At 71.3% G+C, this 14,461-nt stretch carries 9 protein-coding genes; 3 read left to right on the top strand and 6 right to left on the bottom strand.

Annotated features, from left to right (window positions below; translation table 11 throughout):
* Positions 1-138: 138 nt before the first annotated feature.
* Both ACQEV2_RS05365 and ACQEV2_RS05360 read left to right on the top strand, forming a co-directional pair.
* Positions 139-1,002, top strand: coding sequence for a phosphatidylinositol-specific phospholipase C/glycerophosphodiester phosphodiesterase family protein (locus ACQEV2_RS05365; RefSeq protein ID WP_433037054.1), 864 nt, complete (start codon positions 139-141; stop codon positions 1,000-1,002).
* Between the two features lie 110 nt (positions 1,003-1,112).
* Positions 1,113-1,307, top strand: coding sequence for a hypothetical protein (locus ACQEV2_RS05360; protein WP_217213809.1), 195 nt, complete (start codon positions 1,113-1,115; stop codon positions 1,305-1,307).
* Between the two features lie 3 nt (positions 1,308-1,310).
* On the opposite strand, the gene ACQEV2_RS05355 is transcribed toward ACQEV2_RS05360, so the two are convergent.
* Together ACQEV2_RS05355 and ACQEV2_RS05350 are read right to left on the bottom strand one after the other, a co-directional pair.
* The gene (locus ACQEV2_RS05355) at positions 1,311-2,549 is read right to left on the bottom strand and encodes a phosphodiester glycosidase family protein (protein ID WP_433037052.1); all 1,239 of its coding nucleotides are present in this window, start codon (positions 2,547-2,549) and stop codon (positions 1,311-1,313) included.
* Between the two features lie 76 nt (positions 2,550-2,625).
* Entirely contained in the window at positions 2,626-2,985 is a 360-nt protein-coding gene (locus tag ACQEV2_RS05350; protein ID WP_433037050.1) for a DUF779 domain-containing protein, read from the bottom strand.
* A gap of 77 nt (positions 2,986-3,062) precedes the next feature.
* On the opposite strand from ACQEV2_RS05350, the gene ACQEV2_RS05345 reads away from it, so the two are divergent.
* A complete protein-coding gene (locus ACQEV2_RS05345) occupies positions 3,063-6,209 on the top strand; it encodes an ATP-binding protein (RefSeq protein ID WP_433037048.1) in 3,147 nt (1,048 codons plus the stop codon).
* On the opposite strand, the gene ACQEV2_RS05340 is transcribed toward ACQEV2_RS05345, so the two are convergent.
* The 4 genes from ACQEV2_RS05340 to ACQEV2_RS05325 all read right to left on the bottom strand — a co-directional run bounded on the left by ACQEV2_RS05340 (position 6,199) and on the right by ACQEV2_RS05325 (position 14,358).
* A complete protein-coding gene (locus ACQEV2_RS05340; protein WP_433037046.1) occupies positions 6,199-7,419 on the bottom strand; it encodes a cytochrome P450 in 1,221 nt (406 codons plus the stop codon). The genes ACQEV2_RS05345 and ACQEV2_RS05340 overlap by 11 nt on opposite strands.
* Positions 7,420-7,457: 38 nt before the next feature.
* Positions 7,458-8,255, bottom strand: coding sequence for an ABC transporter permease (locus ACQEV2_RS05335; protein ID WP_433037044.1), 798 nt, complete (start codon positions 8,253-8,255; stop codon positions 7,458-7,460).
* Complete coding sequence (locus ACQEV2_RS05330; RefSeq protein WP_433037042.1) at positions 8,252-9,226, bottom strand: ATP-binding cassette domain-containing protein; 975 nt, start codon at positions 9,224-9,226, stop codon at positions 8,252-8,254. Before ACQEV2_RS05330 ends, ACQEV2_RS05335 begins: the two co-directional genes overlap by 4 nt.
* A gap of 155 nt (positions 9,227-9,381) precedes the next feature.
* Positions 9,382-14,358 (bottom strand): family 43 glycosylhydrolase, encoded by a 4,977-nt coding sequence (locus ACQEV2_RS05325; RefSeq protein ID WP_433037040.1) that lies wholly within the window; start codon positions 14,356-14,358, stop codon positions 9,382-9,384.
* Positions 14,359-14,461: the final 103 nt, after the last annotated feature.

Below are 14,461 nucleotides of genomic sequence, written 5' to 3'. Positions count from 1 at the left end.
GTGTGCCCTGCACCGACGAAGTGAACACAGGACGGCAGTCCGGCCAACTCGCCGCTCAGCTCTGCTGTTTCGGTCCTTCGGAATCGCATACTCGCAGCGGTTCCCTACGCCCGAACGCCCCTGTCAGGGAGGCAGAGCATGGCCCTCACCACCCGTCGCAGAGCCCTCACCACCCTCGGCGCCGCCCTCGCGGGCACCGTCGCCCTGCCCGGCACCCGCGCGCTGGCGGGTGAACGGAAGCACGGCCCGCGCCCGTTGTGGCAGGCGCACGCCCACAACGACTACGAACATCGGCGTCCCCTCTTCGACGCCCTCGACCACCGCTTCGGCAGCGTCGAGGCCGACATCTTCCTTGTTGGCGGCCAACTGCTCGTCGCCCACGAGGCGTCCGAACTCGACCCGACCCGTACCCTCGAGTCCCTCTACCTCGACCCGCTCGCCGCCCGCGTCAAGGCCAACCACGGTTCCGTGTACCGGGGATACCGCAAGCCGATCCAGCTGCTCATCGACATCAAGACCGAGGGCTCGTCGACGTACCTCGAACTCGACCGCCACCTGCGGCGCTACAAGCACCTGTTCACGACCTACGCCCACGGCCGCGTCGTCCCGGGCCCCGTCACCGCCGTCATCTCCGGCGACCGCGCCGCACGCACGCCCATGGAGGCGCAGAGCGTGCGCCGCGCCTTCTACGACGGCCGGCTCGCCGACCTCGGCAGCGCGGCGCCCGCCTCGTTCATCTCGCTCATCAGCGACAACTGGACGCTGAACTTCACCTGGCTCGGCGACGGCCCCTTCCCCGACGCGGAGCGGCAGAAGCTGCACGGCATCGTCCGGGCGGCCCACGCGCGCGGTCAACAGGTGCGCTTCTGGGCCACCCCGGACGTGGCGGGCCCCGCGCGGGACGCGCTGTGGACGGAACTGCTCGCCGCCGGCGTGGACTACCTGAACACCGACGACCTGGCGGGCCTGGAGGCATTCCTGGACGCCCACCGGCCGGCGTAGAACCACACGTTCGGCGGACAGGTCAGCCGCCCGGACGAACCCTCCGCTACGCCACACTTGCGGCCGAACGCCGTGAACCGGGCAAGGCGGCGTGGCGGAGGAGGTTGACGATGGCCATTTCCATCTCTGTGGTGCTGCTGCTGTTCATCCTGGCGGTGATCTTCGTACGCAACGGCGGGCTGAAGGTCACCCACGCGCTGGTGTGCCTGCTGCTCGGCTTCTACCTGGCCAGCACCAGCATGGCGCCCACCATCAACAGCGGTCTGACGGCCACGGCGGACATCGTCAGCAGCCTCAGGCCGTGACCGTCAGGGCGTCGAGAAGACCCCGATGCCGTTGGGGACGGGGCGCTCCCGCCCGTCGGACGGGTGGTTCAGTACGGAGACCGCCGACGCTCCCGGCGCGCGGGCGACCAGGGTCGACGAACCGCCGCCGTCCAGGCTGAAGGCGTCCACCGAGCCCAACTCGCGCATGACCGAGGCCACTTCCGCGATGGTGAGTCCCGAGCGGTACTCGCGCGCGCCGTCCAGGGCGAACAGCAGCAGGCGCCGGCCGCCGTCCGCGATGCCGACAGCGGTGCGCACGGCCGAGGTTCTGTCGTCCAGGCCGGGCAGCGGCCGTCCGTCGTCGAGCACCGGATAACCGCCGAGGGCGAACCGGTACGGGATCCGGGAGGCCGACGCCACCAGCCGGTGCCGTACCGACACCCCCTCGCCCGCGAAGAACTTCCGCAGCTGCTGCGCGCCCGCCTCCCGGCCCACGAGCACGGTCGTGTCCGGGGCGATCGGCCCGCTCCCGGGAACGTCGGCGGTCGACACCACCCGGCCGCGGCGGACCGTCACCTCGTAGGTGTCGGTGCTGCACGGAGCCGCCCGGTCCGTGTCGGTGCCGCACGTGGCGCGCACCCGGGAGGCGCTGCCCCAGGCGGCGGTGAACGCCCCGATGGAGCCCACCGGCAGGGCGTACTGGTTGAGCCCGCGCAGCGGCAGCCGGCCCTCGGGCGTACGGATCGAGCCGGCAAGGCTGAGGTCGTCCATCCGGGCGCGGCGGTCGACGCCCACGCCGATCACGTCCTCGGTACTCGTGCCCGGCGGCAGCGCCGGTCCGAAACGCTGGCCGTCGGGCACCGCCGCCTTCAGCGCCCGGCCGCTCGCGACGGCCGGTCCCACGCTCGCACCGGTGGCCTCGACGCCCGGGTGCTGCGTCTCACTGATGTTGAAGAAGTCGCCGTTCACACCCGCCACGGCACCCTGCGTGGTGGCCAGCTGCGAGACGGTCGCCCGCTGCGCCACCGCCCCCGGATACAGCAGGTCGAGACGGACGTGGGGATTGCGCAGGTCCACGGTGAGCACGTGGGCGTGCGCAGGGCCCTTCGCCGCCGCGATGTCGAACTCCCGGTACCGGACGCCCGGCGCGATCCGGGTGTCCCCCTGCGCGGCGCCGGCCGGTGCCGCCCCCACCAGGGCCGCACCGGCCAGCGCGCCGAGTGCCGTGAGCAGCGTGAGTGCCGCTCTGCCTGCTCCGAACCGTTTCTGACGACACGTCACAGTTTCCCCCTGAGGTCTCGTCAAATGTCCCAGGACTCGGGGGAAGTGCACCAGACGGCGATGACCTGCAGGGTTGCTAGGCGCCGACGACCCGCGAACGAGTGAGGAAACGCACTCCCTCGGGCGCCTCCAGCGAGAAGCCGCTGCCCCGGCCCTCGACGACGTCGACGATCAGCCGGGTGTGGCTCCACACCTCGTACTGACTGCGCGACATCCAGAAGGTCACGGGCTCCGCCACCCCCTCCACGTCCAGCTCCGCGAGCAGCACGTCCGCGTCACCCGTGCGGAACTCGCCCTCCGGGTAGCACATCGGCGCGCTGCCGTCGCAGCAGCCGCCGGACTGGTGGAACATCAGCGGGCCGTGCGTCGCGCGCAGGCGGCGCAGCAGGTCGGCGGCGGCGGGGGTGAGTTCGACGCGCGGGGTCTCCTCATACATGGGAGCAAGGACAGCACGGGCAACGTTGCGAGAGCGTTGCACCCGATCCGACCACCCGTTCTGACTAACCTGCAGGGGTGACCATCGAGTTGACGCTGCTGACGTCCGTCTCCCACCGGGGCGAGGAGATCACCGCCCCCAGGCTGCGCGCCCTGCTCGCGCTGCTGGCCGGGGAGTTGCGGTCCGGATGCGGTGCCGGGCGGCTGGTCGACGGGCTGTGGCCCGACGAGCAGCCCGAGAAACCCGCCAAGGCCCTGCAGATCCTGGTGGCGCGGGCCCGTAAGCAGCTCGGCGCCGAGGTCATCGCCAGCACCCCGGCCGGCTACCGGCTCGCCCTGCGCGAGGACCAGGTCGACGCCGGTGCCGTCCTGCTGTTCGCCGCCGCGAGCGCCGAGAAGTCACGGGCGGGGGATCACGCGGGCGCCCTCGCCGAGGCGGAGGAGGGGCTCGCGCTGTGGGACGGCGCCCCGGCCGGGGAAGCGGCCCCGCTCGGGGACCCCGTCGGCGAGCTGCGCGCCGAGCGGGCCGTGACGTACCGCGTGCTGGTCCGCTCCCGTGCGCTCGCGCTGGCCCGCCTCGGTCGCCGCGCGGAGGCCATCGACCCGCTCACCGAACTGGCCGCCCTGCATCCCCGCGACGAGGAACTGCTCCTGGAGCTGATGCGCTGCCAGACGGCCACCGCAGGTCCGGCCGCCGCCCTCGCCACGTACGACACCCACCGGCGCCGGCTGCGCGACGAACTCGGCACCGACCCCGGGCCCGCCCTCCAGGAGCTGCACCAGGAACTGCTGCGCGGCGAGGCACCCGTGGTGCGGCGCGGGGTGCCGCACGAGCCCAACCCGCTGCTCGGCCGGGACGCCGACGTCGCCGCCGTGACACGGCTGCTGCACAGCGCCCGCGTGACCTCGGTCGTGGGACCCGGCGGGCTCGGCAAGACCCGGCTCGCGAGCGCGGTCGCCCGGGACGCCGAGCAGCGCGTCGTGCATCTGGTGCCGCTCGCCGGCGTGCGTCACGACGCCGACGTCACCGCGGAGGTCGCCTCCGCGCTGGGCGTCGGCGACGGTCCGCGCCTCGGCGCCGGAGGTGACGTGATCACCGGCATCGTGGGCGCGCTGGGCTCCGGACCCGCGCTGCTCGTCCTGGACAACTGCGAGCAGGTCGTCCAAGGCGTCGCCGACCTCGTGCAGGCACTCGTCTCGCGGACGAAAGACCTGCGCGTCCTCACCACCAGCCGCGCCCCGCTCGGCCTGTCCTCCGAGACCGTCTACCCCTTGCCCGAGCTGGACCTCACCACCACCGTCGAGCTGTTCGAGCAGCGCGCCCGCGCCGCCCGCCCCGACGTCGACCTGCCCGCCGACGCCGTGACCGCCCTGTGCCGCCGCCTCGACGGACTGCCCCTCGCCACCGAACTCGCCGCCGCCCGGGTACGGGTGATGTCGGTGCCGGAGATCGCCGGCCGTCTCGAGGACAGGTTCGCACTGCTGAGAGGCGGCCCCCGGGACGCGCCGCAGCGCCACCGCACCCTGCACGCCGTCGTCGACTGGAGCTGGAATCTCCTCGACGAGCAGGGGCAGTCCGCCCTGCGCGCCCTGTCCGTCCTCCCCGCGGGCTTCACCACGGAGGCCGCGGAACACCTCGTAGGCGGCTACGACGTGCTGGGGATTCTGGAGGACCTCGTCGACCAGTCCCTGCTCAAGGTGACCGACACGCCGTACGGCACCCGCTTCCGGATGCTGGAGACGGTACGGGAGTTCGCCGCCGCCCACCGGGACCGGGCCGGTGAGGACGCGGCCGTCACGGAGCGGTTCCTGCGCTGGGCGCGGGAGTTCGGCGTCGCCCACCACGACGCCCCGTTCGGCGCCGACGCCTTCACCTCCTGGCACCTGGTCCGCGCCGAGCAGGACAACCTCGTCCAGGCGCTGCGGCTCGCACTCGCCCGCGAGGACCCGGACACCGTCGCCCCGGTCACCGCCGTGCTGGGAAGCCTGTGGAGCACCGAGGCCGGCGCCCACTACGCCCGGCTGGCAGCACTGGCCGAGGACACCGCGGTACCGCTCTCGCGCTACCGGCCCGGCCCCGAGTACGTCGAACCGGCCCGCACCGCCACCGCGCTGCTGACCGCCAACGCCCTCCTCGGCATCGGCCCCGGCGCCGCGCGCACCCTCGTGGCGCTGCGCCGGCTGCCGCCCGCCCCGCCGGACACCCTGCTCCGCGCCATGGCGACGGTGCTGAGCGCCCTGCCGGAGGCGCTCGCGCCCAGCGGCCGTGGCGTCCTCGACGCGCTGTGCGCCAGCGACGCACCGCTCGTCGCATGCATCGCCAACGGCGTCGCCAGCTATGTGTGGGAGTACGACCGGAAACCGGACCTCGCCTACGCCGCCGCCCGCCGGATGCTCGACACGGCCGGTGACGACAACGGCCCGCTGCTGCGGATCTGGCCGGGGGCGCGGTTCGCCGAACTCTGCCTCCAGCTGGAGCGCGGCGCGGAGGCGATCGGCCCGATGAAGGAGGCGCTCGCGGCCCTGGAGGAGTCGGGCGAGTGGACCGATTCGATCGGCCTGCGCTGGGGGGTCATGCTGGCCCACCTCCAGGCCGGCGACCTCGACGCGGCGGAACACTGGCTGGAGCAGGCGCTGCGTCACCAGCCGGAGGGCGCCGCGTCCGACCCGCTCACCCCCGACCTCGGCGCCCGCGCGGAGATGGCGCTCGCGCGCGGCGACGTCGAGACGGGCCTGGGGCTGTGGCGCAGGGCCCTGGACCGGATGGAACACGGCGCGAGCGTGACCCCCGGCGGCGAGGACCTGATGGCGACCTGGCTGCCGGAGCTCCAGGCGGCCGCCGTCATCGCGCACGCCCGGCACGGCCGCACGGACGTCGTCGACCGTCACCTCGCCGCCTTCCCCGGCCGCCTCAAGTCCCTGCTGGCCCGCTCCTCGGCCGTCCCGCCGACGGAGTTCCCGCTGTGCGGCGCGCTGCTGCTGGCGCTCGGCACGGCCGATCTGGCGAAGGGGGACCCGGGCGGCGTACGGCTGATCGCGCTCGCCGAGCGGCTGCGATACCTGCGGACCTTCCAGCCGACGATGTCCTCCGCCCGCGCCCGGGAGGCCGCCGAGCACGCCGACAGGGCGGCCTACGAGGACGCGGTGTCCACGTATGCCGCCCTGGACGTGGAGGGGCTGCGCGAGACGGCCCTCGCCGTGGCGCGGGACAGACTCACAGCCTGACCGGCAGGCCCAGCAGATGGAAACCGTCGCCGGGCCAGTGCCCGAACCGCACATCGGCGCGGTCCACGGCCAACTCCGGTGCCGTGGGCCGTCGTACGAGAAGCTCCTCGAACACCACGCCCGTCACCAGGCGGCCGAGGGCCGCGCCGATGCAGTAGTGCGGGCCGTGCCCGAAGGCCAGATGACCGTCGCCGCGGCCGAACTCCCGGGTCACGTCAAGGCGTTCGGGGGCTTCGTACGCCGCCGGGTCGTGGTCGGCGCCGAACAGGGCGACCGTCACCGCCTCGCCCTTGCGCAGCCGTGTACCGGCGAACACGAAGTCCTCGGTGGCGTACAGCGTCGCGCCCACGCGCACCAGCGTGACGTACCGCAGGAGTTCGGGGACCGCCCGGCCGAGCAGCTCCGGCTGGGCGCGCAGCCGCTGGAGTTGGTCCGGGTGGTCCAGCAGGGCGAGCACGGCGTGGGCCAGGAACAGGGCGGGCGGGGTGATGCCGGTGTTGATGAGCAGGAAGAAGACGGTGACGATCTCGTCGTCGGTCATGCCGCCGTCCGCGAGGAGCGCCGACACCAGGTCGTCGGCCGGTGCGGTACGGCGCCGGGCCACGAGGTCCTTCGTGTACTCGACGATTCCGCCGAGTCCTTCGAGGACGCGGCCGCCGTCGCCGTACGCGAACTCGCGGATCCACCCGCAGACCTTGTCCTGGTCGGCCGCGTCGACGCCGACCAGTGCGCAGATGACGGCCGTGCTCAGCGGATAGGCGAACTCGCCCAGCAGGTCGGCCTGTTCGCGCACGGCGAGAGTCTCGACCAGTTCCCGTGCCGTCTTCTCCACGAAGGGGCGCAGGGCGGCCACCCGGCGGGCGGTGAAGGCGCGGGTGAGGGGACTGCGGCGGCGGGTGTGCTCGTCGCCGTCGAAGAGGGCCAGGTGCCCGGAGAGGTACCGGGCGTACTCGGGTGGGAGGCCGTCGGCGCCCTGCGCCAGCAACTCCGTCTGCGGGTCGGGCATGTCGGAGCCGTCGATGGAGGACCGGTCCCGGACCAGGCGCGGCTCGCTCAGCGCGGCTTTCACGTCCTCGTACCGGGTGACCAGCCGTACCGGGGTGTTCAGGCCGGGCAGGACGGCATGGCCGAGGCCGGGACGGGAGCGGAGGCCGGCGTAGGCGCCTACGGGGTTCTCGACGAGATCGGGGGTGAAGTGCACGGCTGCCATGGCTGCTGTCCTTCTCCAGTGGTGATGTTCAGTGGCGGTCAGTGGATGTCGCGGTCGAACAGGCGCAGCGACCACACGAAGCCGAGGACAGCGATCCCCACACACCACGCCACGGCCATCCAGCCGTTGTGGCCGACGCCCGTGCCGGTCAGCAGTCCGCGCACGGTCTCGATGACCGTGGTGAACGGCTGGTACTCCGCGAACCAGCGGATCCAGGACGGCATCGAGTCGACCGGTACGAAGGTGCTGCTGACGAAGGGCAGCAGGAACGAGATCGGCAGGGGGGCGTTGCTGGCACCCTCCGGCGTCTTGCTGATCAGGCCCAGGGCGACCGAGAACCAGGTCAGCGCGAGGACGAAGAGGACGAGCAGTCCGCAGGCCGCCAGCCACTCCACAGGGCCCGCGCCGGGACGGAAACCGATGGCGAAGGCGACGGAGAGCACCAGGGTCAGGGTGATCAGCGTCTGGATGACGCTGCCGACCACATGGCCGACCAGGATCGACGCCCGGGAGATCGCCATCGTGCGGAAGCGGGCGACGATGCCCTCGGTCATGTCCGTGCACACGGCGACCGCCGTCGGCACGGCCCCGACGCCGGCGGTCATCAGCAGGATGCCGGGGACGAGGTAGGTGAGGTAGGCGGTGCGGTCGCCGCCCTGGCCGATTCCCGCGCCCAGCGCGGAGCCGAAGACGTACACGAACAGGAGCAGCAGGAAGACGGGGATGAGCGCGACCTGGAGCGTCATCGAGGGGTAGCGGCGGGCGTGCAGAAGGTTGCGCCGCAGCATGGTGAGCGAGTCACGGACGTGCGGGGCGGGCTGGACGGCGGTGGTCATCGGCTCTGCACCTTTTCCTGCTCGGGGCGGCCGGTGACCGCGAAGAAGACGTCGTCGAGGTCGGGGGTGTGGACGGTGAGGGAGTCCACGGCGACGGAGGCGGCGTCGAGGGTGTCCAGCAGGGCGCGCAGGGTGTGGACGCTGCCGTCGCCCGGGACCTGGAGGGTGAGCGCCTCGTCGTCCCGCGGGCCGACGCCCAGCACCTCGGCGGCGCGGGCGAGTTCGGCCGGGTCGAGGAACCGGAGCCGGACATGGCCGCCGGGCACGAGCCGCTTGAGCTCGTCCGGTGTGCCCTCGGCGACGATCCGGCCGCCGTTCAGCATCGCGATGCGGTCGGCGAGCTGGTCGGCCTCCTCCAGGTACTGGGTGGTCAGGAAGACCGTGACCCCGCCGGCGACGAGATCGCGCACGATCTGCCACACGGCGTGCCGGGAGCGCGGGTCGAGCCCCGTCGTCGGCTCGTCGAGGAAGATCACCTCGGGGGAGCCGACCAGCGTCATCGCGATGTCGAGGCGCCGCCGTATGCCGCCGGAGTAGGTGGAGGCGGGCTTCTTCGCGGCGTCCACCAGGTCGAAGCGCTCCAATAGCTCGGCGGTGACGCGCCTGCCCTCGCGGCGGTCCAGATGGTGCAGGTCCGCCATCAGCGCCATGTTCTCCTCGCCGGTGATCAGGTTGTCGACGGCGGAGAACTGGCCGGTGACGCCGATCGCGGCCCGCACGGACTGCGGCTCGGCGGCCAGCTTGTGTCCCGCGACGCGGGCGGTGCCTCCGTCGGCGCGGATCAGGGTGGAGAGGATCTGGACGGTGGTGGTCTTGCCGGCCCCGTTCGGACCCAGCAGCGAGAAGATCGTGCCGCGCGGCACCCGCAGGTCGATGCCGTCGAGGACGACCTTCTCGCCGTACGCCTTCCGCAGCCCGGCCGCCTCGATGGCCGGGAGTGTCCGATCGGTGTGCTGCCGTGGTGAGTTCATGCCCAAGAGCGTGCGGGGGGCCGGCTTTGGCGCGGCTTCAGAGCGGTTTCAGGAGCGGCACGCGGCCGATACCGGTGGGGGCGAGAGGTGGTGCGGACATGCGCGTGCCCTGGGCCGGTCCGAGGTCGTAGCACCGGCCCAGGGCACGCGGGTGTTCATCGCCGGTCGGTGCCGATCTTGACGACGCCCGTCGTCTTCGCGCCGGTGACGTTGTCATAGACGACGTCACCGGTGGACTTCTTCCAGATCCGGATACGGAAGGTGTCCGGGCCGTCGGTGGCGGTGATGCGGAAACCGTAGCCACCGCTGCCGTTGACCGTGCCGGAGCCCTGGTAGAGGGCGCGGGATCCGGTGACCACGAGCCAGTCGGAGCCGGTGGAACGGAACTTCAGCTTTGCCGCGCCGAAGTCGAAGGTCGCCTTTCCGCTGGGGACGCCGGCTCCCTTCGGGTAGGCCGCGGCGAAGGAGAAGACCGCGTTGCCGTTCAGGCCCGGCTTCGCCGGATAGGCGCCGGCCGGTGACGTGATCAGGCCGGTGCCAAGCGCGGAGCCCGCGGCACGGTCGTAGACGATCAGCTCGGGGAGCGTCGTGCTGTCCGAACCGCCGTCGTTGTCCGTGACGGTGATGACCGGGCGGTGGATGCCGGGCTCGGCGTAGTTGTGCTCGGCTCGGCAGCTGGTGCCGTCGACCGTGGCCGCTGTCGGCTCGGTGCCGTCCTTCCAGTCGACCCGGCAGCTGTGGGTGTCACCGACGTCGGCGTCCCGGAACTCGGCCGTGACGGCGGTGCCGCGGCCGGCCGGCACGGGGGACGTCGGGCCGGTGGCGGAGACGATCGACGGGTTCCTGTTGACGATCGGGTCGATGCTCGTCAGGGTCGGGGCGACCTTCTTGATCAGGCCGTCGGAGTCGAACTCCAGCTTGTCCACCGTCGTTTCACGGTGGGTGCCGTCACCGCCGGGGATGGCGAACCGGTGGTAGGCGATGTACCACTCGTCGGTCTTCGGGACGTGGACCACCGAGTGGTGGCCGGGGCCCTTGATGCCGAGGGAGAGGTCCTTCGCCAGGATCACTCCGTGCTTGGTCCACGGGCCGGTGGGGGAGGGGCCGGTGGCATAGGCGACGCGGTAGTTCTCGTCCCGGGTGTCGTTCTCCGACCACATGAAGTAGTAGGTGCCCTTGCGCTTGATGACGAAGGTGCCCTCGTTGTAGCCGCTCGGGGTGATGTCCCCGACCTTCGAGGTGTCGATGGAGGTCATGTCGTCGTTCAGCGGGGCGACATACGCGTGGCCGTTGCCCCAGTAGAGATACGACTGGCCGTCGTCGTGCGTGAACACCGCCGGGTCGATCATCTGGCCGCTGAACTGGGCCGCCTTGAGCAGCGGCTTGCCCAGCGCGTCCTTGAAGGGCCCGGTCGGCGAGTCGGACACCGCGACCCCGATGTTGGCGTCGGCGCAGAAGTAGAAGTAGTACTTCCCGTCCTTCTCGGCGATCGTCGGCGCCCACGCCCTGCTGTCCGCCCAGGACACGTCCGGTCCGAGGTCGAGGATGACACCGTGGTCCTTCCAGTGAACCAGGTCCTTGGAGGAGTACGCCTTGAACTGCGTACCGCTCCAGCCCTCGAAGCCGTCGGTGGTCGGGTAGAGGTAGAAGGTGTCGCCGAAGCGGACGATGTTCGGGTCGGCGTTGAGCCCCGGCAGGACCGGACTCCTCATGACGAACGCCGAGACCGTCCAGGTGCGCTTCTTGCCGTCGGACCCGGTCACCTCGTACGTCACCGGCTTGCTGAAGTCCTGCACGCTGCCGGAGGCGGGGCTGATCGCCGCGCCGTGGGCGAGGGTGAACTCCGGGGCGAGGGCGGTGAGATCGGTGCCCTCCTTCATCGGCAGGGTGATCCTGCTGTCGGCGTTGTCGACGATCGCGTCGACCTTCAGCGCGGGGTGGCTGGCCTTCGCGATGCCCGCGGTGTTGCCGCTGAGCTCCATGACCTCCGCGGCTGTGAGGGCCCGGTCGTAGACGCGGAAGTCGTCGACCTCGCCACCGAAGTACGGGTCAGCCGCGTACAGGGAGCGGCCGATGTAGCCGCTGTAGTCCTTGTTCGCGTCGTACAGCTCGGACGGCTTGATGGTCGTCGTCGTGCGCGCCGCCTCGATGCCGTCGGCGTAGAGGACCATCGTGCCGGTCGAGCCGTCGAGGGTCACGGTTACGTGCTGCCACTCGCCCGGCGTGAGCGGGGAGCCCGCCGTCAGCTTCGACTCCGCCGACCAACTGGCCTTCGTGATCGCCGAGTAGAGGCTGGAGCCGCCGTTGGAGGGAGTGGCGAACAGGTACTTGTTGCTGTCGGGCCCGAGGCCGAACAGCCACTGGAAGCTGTCGCCGCCCTTCCACTTGGCGTACGTCGAGACGGTGACACTGTCGGCGTCCTTCAGCACACCGTTCGGGATCTTCACATACGGCGAGCTGGAGTCGCCGGACATCTTGAACGAGCCGCCGTCGACACCGGTGCCGAAGTCGGGCGTACGGACGTAGGTGCCGTGGTAGCCGTGGCCACTGGAGTCGCGGGCGATGCTGCCCCCGGTCTCGTCGAAGTCGTACTGCAGGAGCAGGTCGGCCGGGACGTCCGCGCCTTCCTCCGAGACGGTGACCTCGGCCCGCACCGGGATCGCGGCGCCGTCGGGCAGGCTGCCGGTCACGGTGAAGGTGCCGGCCTGCGCGTACTTCGACGCCGGGACGTCCTCCCAGGTCACGGAGACGGGACGCTTGACGCCGTCCGCGTACTCGGCGATCACGGTCGCCGGGAGGATCGGGGCCTCGCCGATCCCCGTCTTCACCGTCACGTCCTCGACGCCCGCCACCAACTGGTCCGGCTGGTAGGCGCGCAGCAGCCGGTCGTACTCGGCCTGGGTGACCGGGAGCACCGTCCCGTGACGGGGCTTGGCCGGCAGGTCGTAACCGGCGGACGGGGTCCAGGTGCCGGAGGCGAGGTCCGTCGTCTCGAAGGGGATGTAGCCGCGGCCGCCGAACTCGTCGAGGAACGCGTACCACTTGTCCTCGGCGTTCGACTTGAACACCAGCGGCCCCTCGGCCGCGCTCATCGCGCCCTTGCCGATGCCCTCGGCGACCGGGGTCCAGGATCCCAGGATCGAGTCGCTCTTCTCCTCGAAGATGAACTTGCTGTTGGGCGTGGAGGAGGTGTTGTTCCGCTCGTCCTTGGAGAGGCGGAAGTACGTCCCGTCGTGCCGGATCATCGTGGAGTCGATGACCGAGTAGCCACGGTCGATCCAGACCTTGGGCTCGCTGAAGGTGTAGAAGTCCCGGGTGGTCGCGTACATCATGCGGTTGTACGTGTCGCCCGAGTGCGCCTCGTTGTCGTACAGCTTCGACGCCCAGAAGACCACGTACTCACCGCGCTGTGCGTCGTAGAACGCCTCCGGGGCCCAGGTGTTGCCCGCGCTGTCCGGGGAGACCTTGACCAGCCGCTGGTTCGTCCAGTGCACCAGGTCGGTGGACTCCCAGACCATGACGGACTTGCTGCCGGTGCGCTGGGCGGCGTCCCAGTCGCCGTTGCCGTAGATCCTGAGGTCGGTGGCGATCTGGTAGAACTTGTCGCCCTCGGGGGAGCGGATGATGAACGGGTCGCGCAGGCCCTTCTCGCCGAGCGTGGAGGTCAGGACGGGCTTGCCGTCGTTCAACTCCCGCCAGTGCAAGGGGTCGTCGCCCTTGCTGAGGGCGGCGTAGAGCTGTTCGCCGTCTGCCGTGCCCTCGCCGGTGAAGTAGCTGAACATGTAGCCCTTGAGGGCCTGCTCGGCGGGGAGTTCGGGCACCTTCGCGGTGAAGGTGCGGGTCGCCTTCGCCTCACCCTTGGAGACGGTCGCGGTCAGGTCGACGGTGGTGGCGCCGGCGCCGTGTGCGGGCCGGCGGACGATGCCGTCGGCGGAGATGACGCCGGGATCGGCGGAGGACCAGGTGACGTCCGTGCCGTAGTCACCCTGGGTGGGCAGGGTGAGGTTGCCGCGCACGTCGTCGAGGTTGTGGACGGTGAGGGCCTCGGCGGCTTGCTCGGTGGCGGTCTTGTCGTCGAAGTCGGGCAGGACCGTGACGTCGAAGCTCTTGGTGTCGGTCACGGTGCCCTTCTTCAGGGTCGCCGTGAGCGTGGCGTGGGCGTCCGGTTCGCCGGCGGCGGGGCGGGTCACCCTGCCGCTGTCGGACACCACGGACGGGGTGTCGCTGACCCAGCTGATCGTGGAGCCGCCGGCCGTGCCGGTCTTCGGCAGGTCCAGGTCGGCCGTGACGGCGCTGGTGTCACCGAGGCTCAGCGCTGCCTTGTCGTCGGCGACGCCCTGCGTGGCGACGGGGAGGGAGAGCTGCTCGACCTCGGAGCCGGCGAGGGCGCGGTCGTATACCCGGAAGTCGCGGATACGGCCCTTGAAGAGCTTGTCGCCGGAGTAGACGGACTTGCCGATGTAGTTGGCGGTGGTGGCGCCGGAGCCGATCGCGCCGGGGGTGATGGTGACCGAGGTGTTGCGGCCGACCTCCACGCCGTCCTCGTACAGCACACCGGTGCCCGCGGCCTGCGTGTAGGTGAGGTGCTTCCAGACGGCGCGCGTCAGGTTGTGGGAGTCGGCGGGCTTGGTGGTCTGCTCCGTCGACCAGTTGCCGGTGGCGATGGAGGTGCGGAAGGAGTTGCCGGTGGTGAACAGGTAGCCGTTGCCGTTGCTGCCGCTGGAGTTGCCGAAGCCGTAGATGAAGTACGGCGTGGTCTGCGCGGAGTCGATCAGCACGTCCATCGAGACGGTGATCGCGTCCATGCCCTTCATGACGTCGTTCGGCACCTTGACGTAGGTGTCCGAGCCGTTGAAGGCGAGCCCCTGACCGGTACCCGACCAGTCGGCGCCGCCGTTGACCGTGCCGTCCCGGCCGTGGCCGGAAGCGTCGGCCGCCGTGCTGCCGGAGGTGGCGTCGAGCTTGTACCAGAGGGCCAGGCCGTCGGTGATCTCCGCGGAGTCGGCCGTCTCCGCCGCCTGCACGGGGACGATGGGTGCGGCGAGGCCCAGGAAGAGCGACGCGGTGGCCAGCCAGGCGAGGCGGCCCGCCCGACGTCTCGCGCGGCTGCGGACGCGTGCGATGTACGGCATGTGAGGTTCCCTGCTGAGGCATGGCGGGGCCTCGGCCGTGGGCACCCTGCCGTTTCGGCTGTGTGACGTCGTCGTGTTGCGTGAGTGTCAGCCGGGGTGTGGG

It is taken from the genome of Streptomyces sp. CA-251387 (assembly GCF_050936625.1).
In the GTDB taxonomy this organism is placed as follows: domain Bacteria; phylum Actinomycetota; class Actinomycetes; order Streptomycetales; family Streptomycetaceae; genus Streptomyces.
Note: the sequence above shows the minus strand (reverse complement) of the source record. Positions and strands in the feature narration are given on the sequence as shown.

What these genes read in the sequence shown, in the direction of transcription:
- ACQEV2_RS05335 (WP_433037044.1), bottom strand. Translation starts at nt 8,255, where the DNA reads ATGACCACCGCCGTCCAGCCCGCCCCGCACGTCCGTGACTCGCTCACC.
- ACQEV2_RS05325 (WP_433037040.1), bottom strand. Translation starts at nt 14,358, where the DNA reads ATGCCGTACATCGCACGCGTCCGCAGCCGCGCGAGACGTCGGGCGGGC.
- ACQEV2_RS05340 (WP_433037046.1), bottom strand. Translation starts at nt 7,419, where the DNA reads ATGGCAGCCGTGCACTTCACCCCCGATCTCGTCGAGAACCCCGTAGGC.
- ACQEV2_RS05350 (WP_433037050.1), bottom strand. Translation starts at nt 2,985, where the DNA reads ATGTATGAGGAGACCCCGCGCGTCGAACTCACCCCCGCCGCCGCCGAC.
- ACQEV2_RS05330 (WP_433037042.1), bottom strand. Translation starts at nt 9,226, where the DNA reads ATGAACTCACCACGGCAGCACACCGATCGGACACTCCCGGCCATCGAG.
- ACQEV2_RS05365 (WP_433037054.1), top strand. Translation starts at nt 139, where the DNA reads ATGGCCCTCACCACCCGTCGCAGAGCCCTCACCACCCTCGGCGCCGCC.
- ACQEV2_RS05360 (WP_217213809.1), top strand. Translation starts at nt 1,113, where the DNA reads ATGGCCATTTCCATCTCTGTGGTGCTGCTGCTGTTCATCCTGGCGGTG.